General features: G+C 60.6%; 18 protein-coding genes. 5 read left to right on the forward strand and 13 right to left on the reverse strand.

Going from position 1 to position 21164, the window contains the following annotated elements:
- Window positions 1–9: 9 nt before the first annotated feature.
- Complete coding sequence (locus AB8A23_RS03630; protein WP_439060397.1) at window positions 10–1503, reverse strand: CoA-acylating methylmalonate-semialdehyde dehydrogenase; 1494 nt, start codon at window positions 1501–1503, stop codon at window positions 10–12.
- Window positions 1504–1601: 98 nt separating this feature from the next.
- On the opposite strand from AB8A23_RS03630, the gene AB8A23_RS03635 reads away from it, so the two are divergent.
- A complete protein-coding gene (locus tag AB8A23_RS03635) occupies window positions 1602–2489 on the forward strand; it encodes a LysR family transcriptional regulator (RefSeq protein WP_309940952.1) in 888 nt (295 codons plus the stop codon).
- 12 nt (window positions 2490–2501) lie between these two features.
- Here AB8A23_RS03635 and AB8A23_RS03640 read toward each other — a convergent pair whose 3' ends face one another.
- Genes AB8A23_RS03640 through AB8A23_RS03680 form a run of 9 tightly spaced genes read right to left on the reverse strand, consistent with a single transcriptional unit; the run spans window position 2502 to window position 11336 of the window.
- Window positions 2502–2948, reverse strand: coding sequence for a CoxG family protein (locus tag AB8A23_RS03640; protein ID WP_439060396.1), 447 nt, complete (start codon window positions 2946–2948; stop codon window positions 2502–2504).
- A 28-nt stretch (window positions 2949–2976) separates the two neighbouring features.
- Entirely contained in the window at window positions 2977–3681 is a 705-nt protein-coding gene (locus AB8A23_RS03645; RefSeq protein WP_439060586.1) for an ABC transporter ATP-binding protein, read from the reverse strand.
- Window positions 3674–4429 carry an ABC transporter ATP-binding protein gene (locus tag AB8A23_RS03650; protein ID WP_439060395.1) on the reverse strand — a complete coding sequence of 252 codons (756 nt, stop codon included), beginning with the start codon at window positions 4427–4429 and terminating at the stop codon, window positions 3674–3676. The genes AB8A23_RS03645 and AB8A23_RS03650 overlap by 8 nt, the downstream gene beginning before the upstream one ends.
- Window positions 4426–5379 carry a branched-chain amino acid ABC transporter permease gene (locus AB8A23_RS03655; protein ID WP_439060585.1) on the reverse strand — a complete coding sequence of 318 codons (954 nt, stop codon included), beginning with the start codon at window positions 5377–5379 and terminating at the stop codon, window positions 4426–4428. Before AB8A23_RS03655 ends, AB8A23_RS03650 begins: the two co-directional genes overlap by 4 nt.
- Window positions 5380–5429: 50 nt before the next feature.
- Window positions 5430–6296: a branched-chain amino acid ABC transporter permease gene (locus AB8A23_RS03660; protein ID WP_092140480.1), complete on the reverse strand. Its 867-nt coding sequence runs from the start codon at window positions 6294–6296 to the stop codon at window positions 5430–5432.
- An 18-nt stretch (window positions 6297–6314) separates the two neighbouring features.
- Complete coding sequence (locus AB8A23_RS03665) at window positions 6315–7565, reverse strand: ABC transporter substrate-binding protein (protein ID WP_439060394.1); 1251 nt, start codon at window positions 7563–7565, stop codon at window positions 6315–6317.
- A gap of 29 nt (window positions 7566–7594) precedes the next feature.
- Window positions 7595–9967, reverse strand: a complete 2373-nt coding sequence (locus AB8A23_RS03670) for a xanthine dehydrogenase family protein molybdopterin-binding subunit (protein ID WP_439060393.1) — start codon at window positions 9965–9967, stop codon at window positions 7595–7597.
- Window positions 9964–10476 carry a (2Fe-2S)-binding protein gene (locus tag AB8A23_RS03675; RefSeq protein WP_439060392.1) on the reverse strand — a complete coding sequence of 171 codons (513 nt, stop codon included), beginning with the start codon at window positions 10474–10476 and terminating at the stop codon, window positions 9964–9966. The genes AB8A23_RS03670 and AB8A23_RS03675 overlap by 4 nt, the downstream gene beginning before the upstream one ends.
- Window positions 10473–11336, reverse strand: coding sequence for an FAD binding domain-containing protein (locus AB8A23_RS03680; RefSeq protein ID WP_439060391.1), 864 nt, complete (start codon window positions 11334–11336; stop codon window positions 10473–10475). The genes AB8A23_RS03675 and AB8A23_RS03680 overlap by 4 nt, the downstream gene beginning before the upstream one ends.
- Before the next feature lie 198 nt (window positions 11337–11534).
- Here AB8A23_RS03680 and AB8A23_RS03685 point away from each other — a divergent pair, with 198 nt between their 5' ends.
- The 4 genes from AB8A23_RS03685 (at window position 11535) to AB8A23_RS03700 (ending at window position 17896) form a co-directional block, all read left to right on the forward strand.
- A complete protein-coding gene (locus AB8A23_RS03685) occupies window positions 11535–12158 on the forward strand; it encodes a TetR/AcrR family transcriptional regulator (RefSeq protein ID WP_120288111.1) in 624 nt (207 codons plus the stop codon).
- A gap of 584 nt (window positions 12159–12742) precedes the next feature.
- Window positions 12743–14362, forward strand: a complete 1620-nt coding sequence (locus tag AB8A23_RS03690; RefSeq protein ID WP_439060390.1) for a calcium-binding protein — start codon at window positions 12743–12745, stop codon at window positions 14360–14362.
- A gap of 241 nt (window positions 14363–14603) precedes the next feature.
- Window positions 14604–16403 (forward strand): type I secretion system permease/ATPase, encoded by a 1800-nt coding sequence (locus AB8A23_RS03695; RefSeq protein WP_439060389.1) that lies wholly within the window; start codon window positions 14604–14606, stop codon window positions 16401–16403.
- The gene (locus tag AB8A23_RS03700; RefSeq protein WP_439061197.1) at window positions 16400–17896 is read left to right on the forward strand and encodes an HlyD family type I secretion periplasmic adaptor subunit; all 1497 of its coding nucleotides are present in this window, start codon (window positions 16400–16402) and stop codon (window positions 17894–17896) included. The genes AB8A23_RS03695 and AB8A23_RS03700 overlap by 4 nt, the downstream gene beginning before the upstream one ends.
- A gap of 175 nt (window positions 17897–18071) precedes the next feature.
- Here AB8A23_RS03700 and AB8A23_RS03705 read toward each other — a convergent pair whose 3' ends face one another.
- Genes AB8A23_RS03705 through AB8A23_RS03715 form a run of 3 tightly spaced genes read right to left on the reverse strand, consistent with a single transcriptional unit; the run spans window position 18072 to window position 21148 of the window.
- Complete coding sequence (locus AB8A23_RS03705) at window positions 18072–18692, reverse strand: hypothetical protein (RefSeq protein WP_439060387.1); 621 nt, start codon at window positions 18690–18692, stop codon at window positions 18072–18074.
- Complete coding sequence (locus AB8A23_RS03710; RefSeq protein WP_089266912.1) at window positions 18689–19711, reverse strand: TAXI family TRAP transporter solute-binding subunit; 1023 nt, start codon at window positions 19709–19711, stop codon at window positions 18689–18691. Before AB8A23_RS03710 ends, AB8A23_RS03705 begins: the two co-directional genes overlap by 4 nt.
- A 48-nt stretch (window positions 19712–19759) precedes the next feature.
- The gene (locus tag AB8A23_RS03715; protein ID WP_439060386.1) at window positions 19760–21148 is read right to left on the reverse strand and encodes a hypothetical protein; all 1389 of its coding nucleotides are present in this window, start codon (window positions 21146–21148) and stop codon (window positions 19760–19762) included.
- Between the last annotated feature and the right edge of the window lie 16 nt (window positions 21149–21164).

Here is a 21164-nt window from a genome sequence, read left to right on the forward strand (position 1 = left end):
GCTCCGACCTTACTTCATTGTCGGCATCACGAATTCCGGACCTTGCGCAATGCTCGTTGGCCAGCGGCTGGTGACGGTCTTCAGGCGGGTATAGAAGCGAACGCCTTCCGGTCCGTGCAGCGAGTGATCGCCGAACAGCGAGGCTTTCCATCCACCGAAGGAATGGAACGCCACGGGCACCGGGATCGGCACATTGATGCCGACCATGCCGACGCGGATGCGATGCGCGAATTCACGCGCGACGTCGCCGTTTTGCGTGAAGATCGCGGTGCCGTTGCCGTATTCGTTGTCGTTGATCATGCGCGCTGCCGTCGCATAGTCCGGCGTACGCACCACCGCGAGCACAGGTCCGAAGATCTCTTCCTTGTAGATCTTCATGTCCGGCGTCACGTGATCGAACAGCGATCCACCGATGAAGTAGCCACCCTCGTTGGACCGGAAGTCCCGCCCATCGACGACCAGCTTGGCGCCCTGCTCGACGCCGGAATCGACATAGCCGCGCACCTTGTCGAGATGCTGCTGGGTTACCAGCGGGCCCATTTCGGACTCGGCGTTGAAGCCTGAACCGACTTTCAACGCACGGATCTTTGGCTCAAGCTTGGAGATCAAGGCATCCGCCGTCTTCTCGCCGACGGGCACAGCCACCGAAATCGCCATGCAGCGTTCGCCGGCCGAGCCATAGGCGGCACCCATCAACGCATCGACGGCCTGGTCGATGTCGGCATCCGGCATCACGACCATGTGGTTCTTGGCGCCGCCGAGCGCCTGGCAACGCTTGCCGGTGCTGGTCGCGGTCGAATAGATGTAGCGCGCGATCGGGGTCGATCCGACGAAGCTGATGGCCGCGACATCGGGATGATGCAGCAATGCATCGACGGCTTCCTTGTCGCCATGCACGACGTTGAACACGCCGGCTGGCAGACCGGCTTCGGCCAGCCATTCAGCAATCAGAAGCGATGCCGACGGATCACGCTCCGAGGGCTTCAGCACGAAGGTGTTGCCGCAGGCCAGCGCCACCGGGAACATCCACATCGGCACCATGACCGGGAAGTTGAACGGCGTGATGCCGGCGACGACGCCGAGCGCCTGACGCACGCCATAGCTGTCGACGCGTGTGCCGACATTCTCGCTGACTTCGCCCTTCAGCAATTGCGGAGCACCGACGGCGAATTCGACCACTTCGAGGCCGCGCTGGATTTCACCCTTGGCGTCCGACAGGGTCTTGCCGTGTTCGGAGGTGATCACAGCCGCGAGATCGTCGATGCGGTCCTCGCAGATGCGCAGGAATTTATTGAGAATACGGGCACGACGCAGCGACGGCGTATCGGCCCAGCTCTCTGCTGCCGCGAGCGCGGCAGCAACCGCGGCACCCACTTCGGAGGTGCTGGCGAGGCCCACCTGAGCGGTCTGCTCTCCCGTCGCAGGGTTGAAAACCGGCGACGTCCGGCCGCTGCGACCTGCCACCTGTTGCCCGCCGATATAGTGCTTGATTTCCGAAGCCATCGAACTCTCCTTTGATGCTCCGGCGGTCTTGCGCCGCTTCCCTGTCTCGAACAACGCGAAGTATTGCGGCTTCGATGTGCAGCAAATAGAGTCCGACGATGGATTGGGACAAAGTTCGGATTTTCCTGGAAGTCGCCCGTACCGGCCAGATTCTGGGCGCCGCCAAGCGGCTCAAGCTCAACCATGCGACGGTCGCGCGCCAGCTCACCGCCCTCGAAAAAGACCTAAAGACAAAGCTGCTGAACCGGCAGACGACGGGCTCGTCACTGACGCCATCGGGGGTTGCGCTGCTCGCAGCGGCCGAGCGCGCCGAATCCGAACTGCTCAAGGTGGGATCGCAGCTGACATCGGCCGCCGACAAGGTGGCAGGCACGGTGCGGATCGGCGCGCCGGACGGGCTCGGCAATTATTTTCTGGCTGACAAGCTTGGCGGCTTTGCCGCAGCCAATCCGGATCTCATCGTCCAGCTCGTGGCCCTGCCGCGCACCTTTTCGCTTGCCAAGCGCGAGGCCGATATCGTGGTGACGCTGGAGCGGCCCGACGAAGGCAAGCTGATCTGCACCAAGCTCACCGACTACACGCTCAGCGTCTACGCGTCTGAGGACTATCTGGCTCGGTCGACGCCGATCCGCGAGCCCGGCGATCTCGCCGACCACCTGCTGATCACTTACATCTACGATATCATCTACAGCCGCGCGCTGGACTATGCATCGACCTTCAGCGAACTGATCACCCGCCGCTTCGAATGCGGCAGCGTGGTCGGCCAGCTTGAAGCGGTTCGTGCCGGCCACGGCGTCGGCATCCTGCACGACTACGCGGCGCAGCTTTATCCCGAGTTGAAGCGCATTCTGCCGGCCAGTCGCTTTACGCGAAGCTATTGGCTGGTCTCGCATCCAGACACGCATGACACGAGCCGGGTCCGCGAGGTACGGCGCTATATCGTCGCCAAGGTGCGCGAGGCCCGCAGCCAGTTCGTCGTGCAATAGCGGGCGTTACGCTCAGCTCGCGGAAACGACTGCGCCGAATTTGGTGAAGAACTCGCCGGCCAGTTTCTTGGCGGTGGAGTCGATCAGTCGCCCACCGAGCTGCGCCAGTTTGCCGCCGATCTGGGAATCCACCTCATAATGCAGGATCGTTTCATTGTCGCCGGCCGCCTCGAGCCTGATTGCTGCGCCGCCTTTGGCGAAACCGGCGACACCGCCGGAGCCTTCACCCGTGATCCTGTAGCCGTTTGGCGGGTCGAGATCACTCAGCGTCACCTTGCCCCCGAAGGTCGCTTTCACCGGGCCCACCTTGATCACGACCGTTGCAGTCATCTCGGTCGGTGACATCATATCCAGCACCTGACAGCCGGGAATACACTGCTTCAGCACAGCGGGATCGTTGAGCGCGGCCCAAACCTTGTCGCGCGAGGCCGGAACGGTTTGGCTGTCTTTCATCTGCATGGGAGTGACCTGTCTGCAAGCATGCGCGTCAGACCGCGCAATAACGTTCCTGGATTTCCTTGTCGGCAAGCAATGCCGCCGAGCTGCTCTCGTAAACGACCTCGCCCTGGTCCATGATGATCGCGCGATCAGCAAGGCGCAGCGCCCATTCCACATTTTGCTCGACCAGTAACAGCGTGACGCCCTGATCGCGCAGTTTGCGGAACAGCACGCCCATCTCCTCGACCAGCACCGGCATGATGCCTTCGGAGGGCTCGTCGAGCAGGATCATCTTGGGCTTGGCGATGGTCGCGCGCGCGATGGCCAGCATCTGCTGCTCGCCGCCGGACATGGTGACGCCTTCCTGATCGAGGCGCTCCTTGAGGCGTGGAAAGCTCTCCGCGATTTCCTCGATCGCGTCTTTCTCGTTGATCTGACCGCGGCTGGCGACGAGACCGAGTTGCAGGTTCTCGCGCACCGTCAGGCCTGGAATGATCCGGCGCTCCTCGGGCACATAAGCAAGGCCGAGCCTGAACCGATCATGGGCGGGCATCGATGTCAGATCGTTGCCGTCGAAGGTCATGCTGCCCGTGGTCTTCGACATCAACCCCATGACCGAACGGATCGTGGTGGTCTTGCCGGCGCCGTTACGGCCGACCAGTGCGACGACCTCGCCCTGCGCCACCGAGATCGAGACCCCATACAACGTATGGCTGGCGCCGTACCAGGCGTTCAGGTCTTTGGTTTCAAGCATAGCCATCGTTCTGTCCCAGATAGACGCGACGAACCTCGGGGTCCGTCTGAATGTCGTTCGGCGTGCCATCAGCGATCAGCCGGCCATGGTGCAGCACCAGAATCCGGTCGCTGAGGCCGAGGATCATCTTCATCTTGTGTTCAACCAAGAGGATGGTCCGCTCCGCCGCCAGCTTCTCGAGCAGCGCCACCATTTCCTTGGTCTCTTCCGGACCCATGCCCGCGGTCGGCTCGTCCAGCAACAGCACTTCCGGATTGGAGATCAGCGCGATGGCAATCTCCAAAGCACGCTGCTGGCCATGGGCCAGAAACTTCGCGGTCTCGTCGCGCTTGGCGATCAGACCGACAGCCTCCAGCGCCGCATCGGCTTTGGCATCCAGCTCTGTGAACTTGTTCCGGTTGGTCCAGATATTGTAGCGCGAGCGACTGGCCTGCGCTGCGACACGAACGTTCTCGTGGACGCTCAGATCGGGAAAGATGTTGGTGATCTGATAGGAGCGCGCGATGCCGCGATGCACGAATTCGTGCTGCTTCGTGCCCTTGAGATCGTCGCCCTTGAAGCGGATCGAACCGCTGGAGGGCGTCAGCACGCCGGACAGCACATTGAAGAACGTGCTCTTGCCGGCGCCATTGGGGCCAATGATGGAGGTGACGCGGCCCGGCCGGAACTCCGTCGTCACGCCTTGCAGCGCGACGAAGCCACCGAACCTCACTCCGATATCGTGGACGGCGAGAAGCGGCGCGTTCATCGCATGACCTTTGTGAGAAATGTACCCCAGATGCCCTTGGGCAGAAACAGCACGAACAACACGAAGATGGAGCCGACGATGATCTGCCAGTGCGACGTCCACAGCGAGAACACGTCCTCCATCACCAGGAACACCAATGCACCAATGAACGGGCCGAAGAAGCTGCTGGCGCCGCCCAGCAGCGTCATCATCACGATCATGCCGGAGGACAGGTAGTGCAACGAATCCAGCGGCACGAAGGCCAGATGCAGCGCCGACATGGTGCCACCGAGGGCGCAAATCGTGCCTGACAGTGTGAACGACAACAGCTTGGTGCGCTCGACATTGTAGCCGCAGGTCCGTGCACGACGCTCGTTCTCGCGGATCGCCTCGATGGCGGCGCCGAAAGGTGAATTGAGAATACGCGAGACCAGCCACAGCGCCGCGGCGGCGAACGCCATCAGCACATAGTATTTGTTGACCGGATCGAGGAAGTTAATGTCGAAGCCGAACAGATTGATCTTGTTGACAGTGAAGCCGCGCAGTCCGTTCTCGCCACCTGTCCAGGACGGCGCCTGGAGCGCCACATAATAGACCAGCTGCGCGAGAGCGAGCGTGACCATCGAGAAATAGATGCCGCGCGTTCGCGTCGATAGCGCGCCCATGACGAAGGCCAGCAGCGCACCGCCAATAACGCCCATCAGCACTGCGAGATACCAGGGCACACCGAACTGGCCGATGGCGATGCCGGTGACGTAAGCCCCGGTACCGACAAAGGCCGCATGGCCGAACGACAGCAAACCAGTATAGCCGAATAGCAGATTATAGCCGACGGCGACCGTGCCGTAGATCAGGACGTTCACCGCCAGCGCCTTGGACGGCAGCAGCCAGGGCAACAGGCAGAGCGCGAGGATCGAGAGCGGGACGCGATATTTGATCACGAGCGATTTGAAGCGTGCGGGCTTACGCATGCTTGCAGAAGGGGAAACGGCGAGCGCCGGGGATGTCATGGTCCGCTCCGTTACGCGAGTTTGCCAAACAGACCTTGCGGCCGGATCAGAAGAACAATGGCCATCAGCGCGAACATCACGATGGTCGCCATTTCCGGTGCGAACAGCGCGGTCATGCTGATCACGACGCCGACCAGAAGACCGGCGATGATCGAGCCGACCAGCGAGCCGAGGCCGCCGATGACAGTCACGACGAAGGCTTCGGCCAGCACCAAGGCGCCCATCTCGGGATTAACTGACCGCATCGGGCCGGAGAGCACGCCGCCGAGCGAGGCGAGGCCAACACCGAGCCCGAACACCAGCAACCAGACCTTGCTGATATCGACGCCGAGCACCTTCATCATGGTCGGATCGCGCGCGCCGGCGCGCACGATCAGGCCGAACTTGGTCTTCTCCAGCCCGAGCCATAACAGCACCACGACCAGGAAGACGACGCCGACGACGAAGATGCGGTAGATCGGGAAGAAACCGACGCCGAGATCGACCACGCCGGTCAATGATGACGGCGTGGGAAACGGAATGCCGTCACTGCCGAACACGATGCGCACGCCTTCGACCAGCACGTAACTGAGACCGAAGGTGAGCAGAAGCGGATCGTCGATCGAACGGCCGTAAAGCGGACGTATCAGGACATATTCGATCGCCATCCCGAACACACCGATCATGATGGGGGCAACGAGCAGCCCCCACCAGAAACTGCCGGTCAATGAGGCGACCCATAGCCCGGCATAGGCGCCGACCATGAACAGCGCGCCATGCGCGAAGTTCACCACACCAAGCATGCCGAAAATGATCGACAAGCCGAGCGCGGTGATCACGAGGATCGCACCGAGGGCAACTCCAGAGAAGAGTTGCATCAGAATGAGTTCTGTATCCATGGACGACGAATGCTTTCGTTAGGCCGGGAAGCCGAGTTCAGTGCAGCTGCGCAGCACGTTTTCCGAAGCCGGTTCATTGGCCACGATGCTGAACAGATCGCTGTCGCCCTTCATATCGGCCTTCTTTTTGGACTCGAGCACGAGAACCGACTGGACCGACTGGTGATCGCATTTGCGATAATATTGCGGACCCTTGGCGACATCGTATTTCAGGCCTTCCAGCGCCGCGATCACCTTGTCGGTGTCGGTACCGCCAGCCACCTGCATCGCCTGCAGCAGCGACGAGACGCCGGTATAGCCATAGGCGCCGTAGTCGGTCGGGATGGCGCCGCCATTGGCCGCACGATAGGCATCGTTGAATGCCTTGGCGCTCGGAAACTGGCTCTCAAGGCCCCAATAGTAATTTGAACCGCCAACGACACCTTCGAACACTTCCGGGCTCACCGCCAGCCGCTGATTATGCAGCAGCACAGGCACGACGATCTTCGCCTGCTGCTTGAGGCCGAAATCCACCGCCTGCTTGATGGAATTGGCCTGATCGCGGCCGAAATTGCTGATGCACAGGATGTCAGGACGCATCGAGCGCAGACGCGGCATGAAGGTCGAGTAATCGGCCGCACCGAACGGATGCATAATCTCGCCGACTGTCTCAGCGCCGATTACGGCTTGTGCACGCTTGAAGCCGCGCAGCATTTCATGGCCATAGGCATAGTCGGCCACAAGATGCGCGACCTTGGTGCCCTTCTTGAACGCATGGCGCGCCACGGCACCTGCGGTCATGGTCGGATTGAGCGCTTCATGGAAGGTGTATTTGCTGAAATCCTTCACCTCATTGATGGTGTCGGACTGGCTGATGGAGACATAGAGCACGCCGCGTGCGCGCGTCACTTCATTGACCGCGAGCTGCACCGCGCTGGACAGCGATCCGACGATCGCATGGACCTTGTCTTTTTCGATGAGCTCAAGCGTGCGCGTTGCCGCCTCGCCGCCATTGAGCTTATCATCGCGCACCAGCAGCTCGATCTTGCGACCGTTAACGCCGCCCTTGTCGTTGAACTGCTTGACGGCGAGCTCTGCGCTCTTGACCTGATCCTTGGCTTCCGCCGCGAACGGGCCGGTCAGCGGTGTCGGAAAGCCGATGCGGATCGTGTCATCGGCCGCTCGTGCGATCCACGGCATGGCGACGACGCTCGCGCCGGTGCCGAGCGCGGCCAGCACATGGCGGCGCGAGATATGATTGCGTTTGGTGTCTCGAATGTCCTTCGTCATGATGTCCTCCGTTTGATTTCTTGTTTGGGTCAGATGTGTCCAAGCGCCTTGAGTATTCGCGTCGGTGTCATTGGTACCTGCGCGACCGTGCCTCCAAATGGCTTCATCGCATCATTCATCGCATTGAGCGCTGCTGCCGATGCCGCAGCCGTACCGGCTTCGCCGACGCCCTTGGCGCCGAGTTGGGTATCCAGCGTCGGCGTCTCGACATGTCCGATTTCGATGTCCGGCATCTCCACCGCCATCGGCACGAGATAGTCTGCGAGCGAGCCATTGGTGAGCTGGCCACTGTCTCCGTAGACACATTCCTCGAAGAACGCCGCGCCAAGCCCCTGCACGACGCCGCCGCGGATCTGCTCGTCGACCAGCAGCGGATTGATGACACGGCCGCAATCCTCGACCACCCACAGCTTAAGTATCTTGACCAGACCTGTCTCGACATCGAGTTCGAGATGACAGGCCTGAACGCCATTGGTGAATGCGAAGGGATAGCCCTGCGGCGCATAGTGATGCGCGACGGACAGCTGCGCTTGGGTGCCGGGCGGCAGTGTATCGGAACGGAAGTAAGCGATGCGCGCGATCTCCGAGAGCTCCATGCGCTGCTGGGCGGTCGCGGCATCGACGATCCAGCCACTGTGGATGTCGAGCTTCTCCGGCTCGTCCTGCAGGATGGCCGCGGCCACGGCCAGCACATTGGCCTTCAGCTTCTTGGCAGCCTGCAACGCAGTTTCGCCGCCGATGCCGGCGCCACGGCAAGCATAGGTCGCGCCGCCATGCGGTGTAGTGTCCGTATCGCCCGTCATCACCTTGATGCGATTGCTATCGACACCGAGATGTTCGGCGACGATCTGCCCGATGATGGTCTCGGTGCCCTGCCCGAGTTCGGTCACTGAAATCGAGCAATGGACATCCCCCGACGGCGTGATCTTGATGATGGCGCCATCCTGCGACGAGATGCGCGCACCGCCGACGCCATAGAAGGCCGGACCGGGATTGGTGATTTCCACAAAGGTGGCAATGCCGATGCCGCGATGAATGCCTTTGGTGCGCAGCTCCGCCTGCTCGGCGCGCAGCCGGTCGTAGTCCATCATCGCCTTCAGCTTGGCGAGACAGGCGTGATGCGACAGCGCTTCGAACTGGTAGCCGGTCGGCGACGTGCAGGGATAGGCATCGTCAGCAATCATGTTGCGGCTGCGGATGTCGAACGCATCCTGCGCCGTCTTGTCGGCAATCATGTCCACCAGACGCTCGGTGACCGTGCAGGCGACCGGATGACCGACGGCGCGGTACTGGCTCATCTGCACCTTGTTCTGGAATACCACTTGGAGATCAGCCCGGTAACTCCTGAACGTGTAAGGCGCGCCCATCAGGCGGTAGACCTGATTGCCTTCGACCACGCTGGTGCGCGGATAGGCCGAGAACGCCCCGATGCCGGTGACATCCTCCACATCCATCGCCAGGATATTACCGTCGATATCCGCCGCCATGCGCGCGCGGACGCGGTGGTCGCGCGCATGGATGTCCGACACAAAGGATTCAATACGGTCGGCGACATATTTGACTGGGCGGCCCAGCATCATGCTGAGCCCGACCACCGCCATGTCCTCGTGATACATGTGCAGCTTCATGCCGAACGAACCGCCGATATCCGGTGCGATCACGCGGACGCGGGATTCAGGGAGGCCGTAGTGGCGGGCATAGATGTCCTGGAACTGATACGGCGTCTGCGTCGCATGATGCACCGTCAATTGCCCCTCGCTGGCATCGTAATCAGCGATGATCGCGCGCGGCTCCATGGTGACCGCCGTGTGGCGGCCGAAGTGAAACTCCTCTTCCACCACATGGGCGGCGCTGGCGAAGACATCCTCGACACCACCGGTATCGATCTTGCCGTGGAAACAGAGATTGCTGCCGAGTTCCGGTGAAATCACCGGCGCATCCGGTGCGCGTGCCGCATCGATATCGACAACGGCCGGCAGCTCGTCGAATTCGATATACACGGACTCAGCAGCATCTTCCGCCAACGCGCGCGTATCGGCAACGACGGCGACCACCGCCTGCCCGGACCATACGACCTTGTCGATCGGCAGCGGCAGCTGTGGCGGCGACCTCATACCCTTGAAGTGATCCATGGTACCAACCCATGGCGTGCAGAGCCTGGCGAGGTCCTCGCCGGTGGCCACCAGCCGCACGCCAGGCATCTCGCGCGCCGTCGTCGCATCAATCGAGACGATGCGGGCGTGCGCATAAGGACTGCGTACATAGGCGACATGGAGCATGCGCGGCAGCGTGATATCTGTGACGTATCGGCCGCGACCGGCCAGCAATCGCTTGGCATTCGGGCGCGGCACCGAGCGGCCGATATAGGAATTCGGACGATCCAGTGGGGTTAGCACGCTCATGCGCCAACCTCCTCGGGAGCCGAAGCATTCGCGCCCGCATGACGATCGCGCGCGACCTTCTCGATCGCATCGACGATCGCCTCATAACCGGTGCAACGACAGTAATTGCCCGACAGCGCGTCGCGAATGTCCTCACGCGACGGCACACCTGGCTGCGACAACAGGGCGTGGGCTGTCATCAACATGCCGGGCGTACAGAAGCCACATTGCAGGGCGTTACGCTGATGGAACGCCTCCTGGATGTCCGCAATCACCGCCCGATCACTGAGACCTTCTACCGTCTCGATGGCCGCCCCGCTCGCCTGCACCGCGAAGGTCAGACAAGAATGTACGACGCGGCCATCCAGAATAACCAGACAGGCGCCGCAAACGCCCATCTCGCAGCCGGTATGGGTGCCGGTCAGTTCCAGCGTCTGGCGCAGGAAATCCGCTAGCGTGATGCGCGGCGCGATGCTGTGCGACACTTCAGTGCCGTTCACCGTCATGGTGACATTGACAAGATCGCTCATGCGCCCTGCCTCGCGATCTCGCCCAGCAGTCGGCCAAGAAGAACGCGCGCAAGATGGCGCTTCATGGCAGGCGGCGTGTGCTCGTCTTCAGGCGGATCGAGGTCATCGCCGACGACGGCCTGCGCAGCAGCGATTGCAGCCTGATCCAGCTTCTTGCCGATCAGACTGTCCTCGGCCTGCCGGGCGCGCAGCGGCGTGCTGCCGACGGAGAAGAACGCAATACGCACCTGTTTGACCACGTCATCGACGAATTCGGCGAGAATGCCGCAGCCCGCCAGCGCAAAGTCGCCACGCCGACGCGCAAGCTCGTGAAAAGCCCAGCGATGGCCGGGCCTGACCACCGGCACATGAATCGCGACAAGAAGCTCGCCCGGTTCGATCGCTGTCTGAAACAGATCAAGGAAGAAATCGTCGGCCGGCACGCGACGTACGCCGTCGCCGCCAGCAATTTCGAGCTCAGCGCCCAGCGCCAACGTCATCGCCGGGAATTCCGAGGCCGGATCGGCATGCGAGATGCTGCCACCAAGCGTGCCTTTGTTTCGTATGGCCGGATGCGCCACATGCGGCGCGGCTTCGCTGTAGAGCGGCGCGTGCCGGCGGATCAATGGATCGGTCAGCACTTCGTGATGGCGGGTGAGCGCGCCGATGCGCAACCAGTCACCCTGCAGGTCGACACCACGAAGCGTCGAGATATGCGCGATGTCGATCAGCAATTGCGGCGCCTGCAAACGCAAGGCAAGCGCCGGCACGAGGCTCTGGCCACCTGCGATGTAACTCGCATCGTCGCCGGCTTCCTCGAACGCTTTCAAAGCCTCCACCACCGTGGAAGCCCTCACATAGTTGAACGCCCTCGCCTTCAACGTCTTCTCCCTAAACGTCTCGCGGACGTCCAGTTGTGACCATTTGGTCGGAAATCTAGAACACGTCGATTTCCCCAGGTCAACTTAAAATGACCATTTGGTCTCTTTTTCGAATTGAGCTATTCAGAACTCCCGCAACGCGAAGCAAAAATGGCAAAAAAGCTCATCAAATCAATCGAAAAGCCACCGCGTCGCAACATGCGCGCGGCGGAGCGCGAGCGTTTCATCGTCGATGAAGCCGTGAAATTTTTCGCCGAACACGGCTTCGGCGGGCAAACGCGCGAACTGGCGAAACGCATGGGCATCACCCATTCGGCTATCTATAGGCACTTCCCGAGCAAGGAAGCACTGATCGAACGCGTCTATGAAGAGATCTATCTCAGCCGCTGGTCACCCTCGTGGGCCGGCCTGATCCAGGATCGCACGCTATCGCTGCAGGCCCGGCTGTCGCGCTTCTATCTGGAATATGTCGAGCAGGTCTTCGAATACAACTGGGTGAGAATCTTCGTCTTCTCCGGAATGAAATCGTTCGACATCACCAAGCGCTATCTTCAGATTGTCCGCGAACAAATCATCGAGCCCGCCTGCCGCGAGCTTCGTCACGAGTTGAAGCTACCTTCAAGCGATCAGGTCCCGCTGTCGGAGCGCGAAGTCGAAATGTTCTGGGGCTTGCACGGCCGCATCTTCTATATGGCCATCCGGCGTTTCGTCTACGACACGCCCACACCGGAGCGACTGGACGACATCGTCAACGACGCAGTGAGGGTGTTTCTCGATGGCTCAAAACAGCTGATGCCTGAGCTTGTACAATCGGCATCATGACGTTTGTAGCACAGCCACGCCGGCAGATTGATCAAGCTGCTCGAGCGCATGAAGTGCAGCTACGGAGCCAGGTTCTGCCGCGGCATTGATGTGACCCGGCACCGGCGCACGCATTTTGCGTCGAAAGAGTGAGATCGCGCCACACCGACATTACGGGCTTTCCGAAGTGCGACGCCCGAAATGGGCACCCGAGGTCGGAGAGAAGCTTGCTGTCGTCGTCACGAGTGCAACTGCAGCAGAGGAAAGCGAAACGCGCGTCACCGAGTATCATTTCTCTCAGCGATACTTATGCGCGCTTGTGTAGTTCCTTCACCGCATCGGGACTATCGAAAAGTACCGCTGCGAACAGATTGAATCGTTACGCACCGTGCTAACACTTCTCTGATACCAGCCTCCAAGTTTTAGCACAATAAACTCACTGTTTCGTCCGGTGCTGCGACAAACTCCCGCCTCAAACGTAAACAAACGTTAATCCATGGGCGCTTCGATCAAAGCTAACGCAGAACTGTAGTTACATACCTGCATTTACTTTTACGAAGATTCTTGGGGGCCTCGTCAACGTACTACAATACAGGGGAACGGTATTGGCAACATTACACTACGCATCAGGCGACAACATCGACGCACAAGGTAACTTCACCCCAGCTCAAGCAGGCTTCAATCTTGCCGACGTTTCGTCGGTGGAGCAAGTGAACGCTTTGCCGGCAGGCGTGAAGGGCCTCGTCTGGCTCGATCAGGGTGACGGCGTCACCCAGAGCTTCATCGACGCTGTGAAACCTTACATCGGTAATCCCAACGTCTACGGTTTCTTCCTTAAGGACGAGCCAGATCCCACGGGGCAGTGGAATACCCTCGTGACCGCTGCAAACCTGAAGGCTGAGTCCGATTGGATTCACGCCAACGTTCCGGGTGCGAAGACGTTCATCACCATGATGAACATGGGATCTTCGGATAATCCCAGCTTCGCGAATACGTACACCCCGGAGAACACCCATATCGACCTCTTCGGAATCGATCCGTATCCGGTGCGGTCGGATAGCTCGACAGTCGACTACAGCATGATTGACAAGGCTGTCGCTGCCGCCAAAGCCGCTGGAATTCCGGAGGCCAGCATCGTCCCGGTATTTCAGACATTCGGCGGCGGTAACTGGGTCACCGATCAGGGTGGTCACTATGTGATGCCGACCGCCGCGCAGGAACAGCAAATGCTCGACCATTGGGCATCTGTCGTTCCCAATCCGGCTTTCGACTACGCCTACGCCTGGGGATCGCAGAACGGAGACGTGGCGCTGGAAAACTCGCAAGCGCTCCAGAACGTATTCCTGCAGCACAATACGAGCACCACGACGACGGATTCGACATCGACTGGAAGCACGACTCCGGTTGACACGTCGAGCAGCAACCCGACGACGCCGGTCGATACGTCGCATAGCGGCACCTCGACGGATACGACGTCTTCGAGCGATTCTTCGACGACGCCCACGGCCTCTCAGCCAACGACGACGGCGCCGACCACCGATACCAGCGGCTCCGGACACAACCATCATCACAAGGCCGACTCCTCCCAGTCGACAGATGGAAGCACATCGTCCGGTTCCGGAGGTGGACACCATCACCACGGATCCGCGGCAAACGCGTCCGTGAGCACTGCAACGGATACCGCTTCCAGCAGCGTTACCGACACAGCGTCGGTCGACACCTCGACGGCGCCCACGACCACCGAGCCAACGACGACGGCGCCGACCACCAACGCCGGCCACTCCGGGCATAACCACCATCACAAGCTGGACTTCTCCCAGCTGACCGATGGCAGCACATCATCCGGAGGTGGACACCATCACCACGGATCCGCGGCAACCGCGTCCGTAAGCGTTGCAGCGGATACCGCTTCCAGCAGCGTTGTCGACACCTCGACTGCGCCTACGACCACCGAGCCGACGACGACGGCTCCGGCCACCGACGTCGGCAACTCCGGGCACAACCACCATCACAGGCTGGACTTCTCTCATCTCACGGATGGGAACAAATCTTTCTGGGGTGGTCATCATCAGCACGCATCCGCTTCGCCCGCTGCAACCGCAGCAGCGACGGCTGCAACGGATACGGCTTCGAGCGACGTCACCGACGCAACTCTGGCGCCGCATCTGGATCTCGCCAGCCTCCACAACAACCATCACGTGGATCACCATTCGTGGCACTGGTAAACCCGCAGAACTGAGTCTGCGACAAAGAACGACATATGCGCGGTGATCCGCGCATATGAAAGCGACTTGGGGGGCCTTCATGGCCCCCCATTTGGGGATCATCGCGGCCAGTATGGTCGCGAGAGGAATGCCGTCTCGCGCAGTGCGGGATGTGTTGCGTACGAGCCAATTCGCGCTCGCTTCTTCGCATATGGCTTCTCTAACGTTAGCGCCGTCCGATCCGGGCGGCCTGGATGCACACATGTATACTTCAGCAAGACCGCCCGCGCTTGCGGACGCTTTCCGCCAGATACGTCCAGGCCTGCTTGCCGCTGGCGGGCTGTCTATCTTCATAAATCTCCTGGTGTTCGTTTCGCCGCTTTATACGATGCAGATCTACGATCGCGTGCTGACGAGCCGAAACGCGATGACGCTGTTGCTGCTTTCGCTGATCGCGCTCGCGCTTTTCATCAGTTACGCAGCACTCGAGCACTTTCGCAGCCGTGTTCTCGTGCAAACCGGAATTCGCTTCGACCATTTGCTGTCAGGAGAAGCTTTCGAAACGGCTCTCGCGCAGGCAGTGCGCACAGGAAGCTCGCATCATGTTCAGCTGTTGCGCGACGTCGACACATTGCGCGACGTTCTATCCGGCGGCGTGATCACGTCTCTGATGGACGCACCCTGGACTCCGATTTTTCTCGGCATGTGTTTTCTGCTTCATCCGTCGATCGGCATGGTTGCTCTGACAGGCGCGCTGGTCATCCTTGCGCTCGCCTTTCTCAATGAGCGCGCCACCAAAGCGCCGCTGATGGCGGCTTCGTTCAAGAATCTCCACGCTCTGGACCGATTGACGTCCTCGCTTCGTAACGCGGAAGCGATCCGTGGTCTCGGAATGGGGCCTGCCATACGCGCCGCCTGGGGCGCCACGCATGGACAGGCGCTCGTTGAAAGCGCCAAGGCTGGAGAACGCGGCGGAACGCTGCTCGCAATCTCGAAATTTCTGCGGATGGCGATTCAGGTGGCGATTATGGGCGTCGGGGCTTACTTGGCAATTCATCAAGAGATCTCGGGAGGCGTTCTCTTCGCTGCCTCCTTGATCATGGGGCGCGCGCTCGCACCGGTAGAGGCGGCTGTCGCGCAATGGAGAGCGTTCGTGTCGGCGCGGACGTCTTTTTCCCGCCTCGACGAGGCTCTGCGGACGCGGGCGACGGAAAGACAACCGACGCGATTGCCGCCCCCGGTCGGCAACATCTCCGTCGAGGCTTTGACCGTTATGGTACCGGGATCGCAGTTGGCGGCGATTTCCGATGTCAGTTTCCGGCTGTCACCTGGCGAAGTTGTTGCGATCGTCGGTGCGTCCGGTTCCGGCAAATCTTCCTTAGCGCGCGCGCTGGTTGGAGCGTGGCCAGCCGCACAGGGTTGCGTACGCGTCGATGGAAATGACATCCGGCATTTCGAGGCCAGTTTCCTTGGACAAAGTTTCGGTTACTTGCCGCAGGATGTTGAATTATTCGCCGGGACCGTCCGCGACAACATCGCTCGCTTTCGTGACGGCGCGTTGGATGAACAGGTTGTCGAGGCGGCGCAGCTGGCTTCGGCGCATGCCATGATCCAGCGGCTGCCGCAGGGCTACGACACTGTCATCGGGGAAAACGGGGCGGGTCTTTCCGGCGGCCAGCGACAACGCATCGGGTTGGCCCGCGCACTTTTTGGCAGGCCCGTCTTTGTCGTGCTCGATGAACCGAACGCCAATCTGGATGGTGACGGCGATCGTGCTCTGGCTGACGCCATCCAAATGCTCCGTCAACAGCGTGTGACGATCGTGATCATCAATCACAGACCAAATCTCCTTTCATTGGTCGACAAGATTGTTTTCATGCACGACGGACACATCGGGCGCGCGGGTACGCGCGAAGAGCTTCTTCCCTTGCTTCTTGGTGAGACCGTTGCGCCCATGCGCCGCGAACCGCGGATCGCAACAGAAAGCCACCGAGTTGATGGGGCCTCGCGCCACGCGCCGTTCCCAAGTTCGGTTCGGCCTGTCCATGTCACGAGGCAATGATGAAGATTCCTAAATTGCGAGCAGAGATTGCTGCTCAGGACGAACTGGCGCGACTCCTCAGACGTTTGAGCGATGGTGGCCACGCGTTTCGCAGGCCTGATGTCTTGCAACGATTTGTGGAGATCAAGGCGCGGTTGCTGATCTGGCTATCAAAGGTCTGGCTGTCGATATCCCCGAATCGCGACGCCGGGAACGCAAATGGCGGCCCATCGGGCGATTGGCGCACTCCGGCGAGACGCGGCTTTGGCATCGTGTTCCTGACCTTCGTTGTGTTTGGTGGTTGGGCTGGCCTGGCCTCCATCGACGGTGCCGTCGTGGCTGCGGGCTCGATCGTCGTCGAGAGCGACCGTAAGTCCGTTCAGCACCTGGAAGGTGGCATCGTCCAAAGCCTGATGGTGAGGGGCGACGCGCATGTCGAACAGGGACAGGTGCTGTTGCGACTCGATCCAACACAGGACCGGGCGCGGGAGGAGATGGCGCGTTCGGCCGTGTATTCGGCAATCGCGGAAGAGGCGCGTCTGCTTGCGGAAGCCGATGGGGCAGATACGATCACGTTTCCATCCGAACTGACGCAGAAGGCCTCCGATCCCTCTGCGCAGCGTGCCATGGGTGACCAGAAGCGGCGGTTCGAGGAACGCCGCGTCGCGCGAAAGATCGAGGTTTCGATCCTTGAAGAAAAGATCGGACAGGCGCAGCGCCAGATCCAGGGAAACGCTGCGCAAAGCAAGGCTGCACGCGCGCAGTTCGACAGTATGGCGCAGGAATATACCAAGCTCAAGCCGCTCGCCGACCAGGGGATTGTTCCGTTCGCGCGGATTGCGACTCTGGAGCGTTCCAAATCCGATCTTGAGGGCCGAATTGGTTCATACGACGCCGACATCGCGCGCTTCGGACGGATCATCGACGAAGCACGGTTACAGATCAATCAGGTCGGGCAGAAAGTTCTGGAGGAAGCCACCGGTAAGCTTGCCGACACCCGCGCTCAGCTCGCCGACGCGCGCGAGAAGCTGCGCATGGCCGCAGACGTTCTCGGTCGAATGGACGTTCGCGCATCTCGCTCCGGACGTATCGTCAATCTGAAAGTCCACACGGTCGGCGCGGTGATCAAGCCGGGCGACGTCTTGATGGAAATCGTACCGGACAACGACGTCCTCGTGGTTGCCGCGAAAATATCCTCTCTCGACGTCAATCACGTACAAATCGGTATGCCCACGGAAGTTCGACTTCCCTCGTTCAAGGCTCGCTCGACGCCGATCGCCATCGGCGAAGTTCTTTCGGTGGCAGCCGATGCGCTTCGCGACGAAGCCACGCACCAGCCTTACTACGAAGTCAAAGTTTCAGTGCAAGTGACCAAATTTCCCGACAAAATTCGCGAGAAGCTCAAACCCGGCATGATGGCCGACGTCCTGATCGCGACTGGTGAACGCACCGTTCTTGCCTATCTCATGCAACCGATGACCGATGCGATACGGCGTGGCATGCGGGAGGACTAAGGAGGCCAACCGGCGTCGCGACTTGCCTAAGCCTCGCCGCGGCTTGGTTCAGTTCAGCACAACCGTCGTTGCCGCAATGCCAAGACATTGAAGATGTTGGAGCGTTGAATGGACGAGCGGGTGCGAAGGGCAGCTGCGAACTGGTCGCGTTGTCCTGCACTCGTACGCGCGTCGGTCAGGGCGCGGGCCAGTTGCATGCCGTCGCCATCTTGCGTCGGATGGCATTCAAGCCGACCAATTGAAACGTACTTTCATATGCCGGACCTTTCCCAACGTGGACTTTAACGAGAAGCTGGCTACCATCCGGCATTGAACGGAGCAAGCGGACGACGTCGCCTGGAAAGGCAAGACTTTTCCCCACTTCTATGGCTCTCCAGCGCTGTTCAACAGCCGGCTCTTCGTTGATCCGGTGCGCGACCTTCACCTCACCATCCGGGACCTGCTTCCAGGACCCCTTTGTGGAAATTATCAACTCCGTGCGATGGGCGCGACAATGGATGGCGAGCGCGGAGGCAGCATTTTGCGATGCTGTGCGCGCTGTCATCAGCGCCTCAATCTGCGGCTGATAATCCACCGGAGAGGTGGTCTCGCTGATGATCCAGTTCGGACTTGGAGACGGCGTGGTAGCGTGGGTTTCGGTCATCTCCCCCAACAGCTCATCGACGCACTTCAAGCGCTCCATGCCTTCAAACTGTGAGCAGGTCTTCAGGCGATCTATGGCGCCACCGGTTTGAGCACACACAGTCTGGCTCATAATCAAGAGCACAGCCAGACCGAGAGTACCCGTGTCCTTCATGGGGACCGTCCCGCTGTTACGGCTTGCGGAAGATCAAGCCATTCCTGCGCCGGCTTAAACCGGCCGAGGCTCGGCACGCTGGCCCGCAGATTGACCTCTTTCCATTTCGGATCGAAACCAGGGGACTGCAACCGGTCGAAGCGACCAAACAGGTGATCGACAAGGCGCGCCACGCGCCGGTATCGGTCAGACTGTTGTGGCCAGTTATAGGCCGCAAGAATGGTGGGGACTGCAATCGTCGCTATCCGCTCACCTTTCGGCACCAGACTCGGATAGTCCGCCGCATCGATAGACGATGGAAGATAGTAGTCCTCAAATTTGGCGCCGTATTCGACGGGGAGGAACTTAAATCCGGGATCCCAGCGTCCCTTCAGAAAAGCGTCGACGGGCTTTGACGTCACAAACACAACGGCCGCGATTTCTCCGCGCTTCATTTGCTCCAATGCGACCTGGTGCGGAATGAACATCTTTTCCACGTTTAGTCCCAGCCGACTGAAGATCAGCGGACCGGAATAGGCGGCTGCCGTACCTTGCGTATTGAAATTGACCTTTTTTCCCTTGAGCTCTTCGAGCGACCGAATCTCCGGGCGGACGAATATGTGCAGTTCGGACGGAAAGAGGTTCAGAACGTAAACGATACGCCGTTCGATAGACGGAACTTGAGCTTTATATTCCTCAAGAGCATCCGTGTTGATGATCGCCGCATCAACGCCTCTAAGATACAGCAGCGAATTGACGTTTTCCGTTGCTCCGCGCGTCACGATCGGGAGGACGTGAAGCTTATCCTCCTCGTTTACGACGCGAGCGATCTCTGCCGCGAGACGAAGCGGTGCCCCTTCAATGAGCCCGCCGGCGAGGCCGACAGTCCATGCATTGATGCGCTCTTTCGCGGCCGTTTCGGTCCTTTTCACCGCCGCCATAGCCTGCGTCTCGCGCGTCGGGAGAGATTGGGCATTGGCAGCCAGTTGCAGCCCGAACGCCGCTAATGCCATAGCAAATGAGAACTTGATGAGCGACATGCGAGTCTCCATTCTCGGAATGACCATCTACGCGTCACGAGCTGGCTGCTATTTCAGCGACTCAATCCTCGCCTTCGCATCCTCAATGCCGCCCGCCTGTGCCTTTTCATACAGTTCGAGTGCCTTTCTGGAATCACCGAGGACTCCACGTGCGCTCCACGATTTCAGCACGCGGGCGTCGTAGGTCTCCGCGAGCATAAAGGCGGCTCGCGCGCTACCATGTCCAAGAGCGTGTTCAAGCAATGGGCGCGCCCCGCTGATGTCAGCTTGCCGGAGCAATGCGTTCGCCCGAACAAGCAGTCTCTGTTCGTCCGCCACAGAATAGGGAGCGACACTCGCCAGCACGGTTGCCTCTGATGCCACGGGGACTTTCGGCTCCACACTTGGCACGGCTTCGCGAGCGGTCGACCGTGCTTGCGGTGGCGTTTCCAACACGGACGATCGTTCCGCATATGAGGCGACGGCCTGAGTGGAAGCCCACTGCGGCAAGGCGCTCTTTCCCTCGGTCGTCTTCACACGGGGCTCCGCCGCGCCTTCGTTCCGACCAGTAGGGGCGGGTTGGCGCGAAGCGAGAGTCTGAGAAACACTCACGGCAGCAAGCTGCTGGTTTCGAGCCTCCAGTTGGTTCTTAACAAGAGCAAGCTCCTGCACAAGTGCGTCAGCACGCTCGCGCTCGCTGGCAAGAGCTCGCTTCTGCTCTGCTGCCGTGGTGTTGCTGGCCTCCGTCACCCGAAGCACCTCAGCGTGTGCCGCCGCGAGACGGCTGGCATGCTCCTCGATCTGCTGACGCGCCGAGGAGAGCTCGCGGGCGACTGCCTCGGTCCGGCTGCGCTCCTTTGCAGATGCGCGCTCTTGTTCGACCTTCGCAGCCTCGACGATCCGCGCAGCCTCCGGCGTCGCGGCACGCGCCGCGTCGAGTTCGGTCCGGAGAGAGATCAATTCACGCTTAAGGGCTTCCGTCCCGTCTTGCTGCTGTTTGAGCTGCTGTTCGAGCGCCTGCTTTTGCTCGATCTCTGCCGCGGTGGCTTTTGCGGCGTCCGAAGCTGCGATCCGCACCGTATCGAGTTCCGCCCGAAGGGAAGCAAGGTCATGGGCGGGCGCGTCTGCCTTCCACCGCTCCTGCTGTTCGAGCGCCTGCTCTTGCTTGATCTCTGCCTCGGTGGCTTGCACAGCTTTCGAAATCACGATCCGCGCCGCGTCGAGTTCCGTCCGAAGGAAGGCAAGCTCACGCATAAGGTCGATTGTTTTGTCTCGCTCGTGTTCGAGCGCTTGCGTTTGCCTGATCCCTACCTCGATGGCCTGGGCAGATTCCTTACCTGCCACCCGCGCCGTCTCGAGTTCCGCCCGGAGGGTCGCAAGTTCACCCGCAAGGGCGTCTACCCTAGCTCGCTCTTGATCAAGCGCCTGTCTTAGCGTGGTGCTGGTCGCGTCAGCCATCGACTGGGCCGCATTG

This window comes from Tardiphaga sp. 619_E2_N8_4, from assembly GCF_051810905.1.
In the GTDB taxonomy this organism is placed as follows: domain Bacteria; phylum Pseudomonadota; class Alphaproteobacteria; order Rhizobiales; family Xanthobacteraceae; genus Tardiphaga; species Tardiphaga robiniae.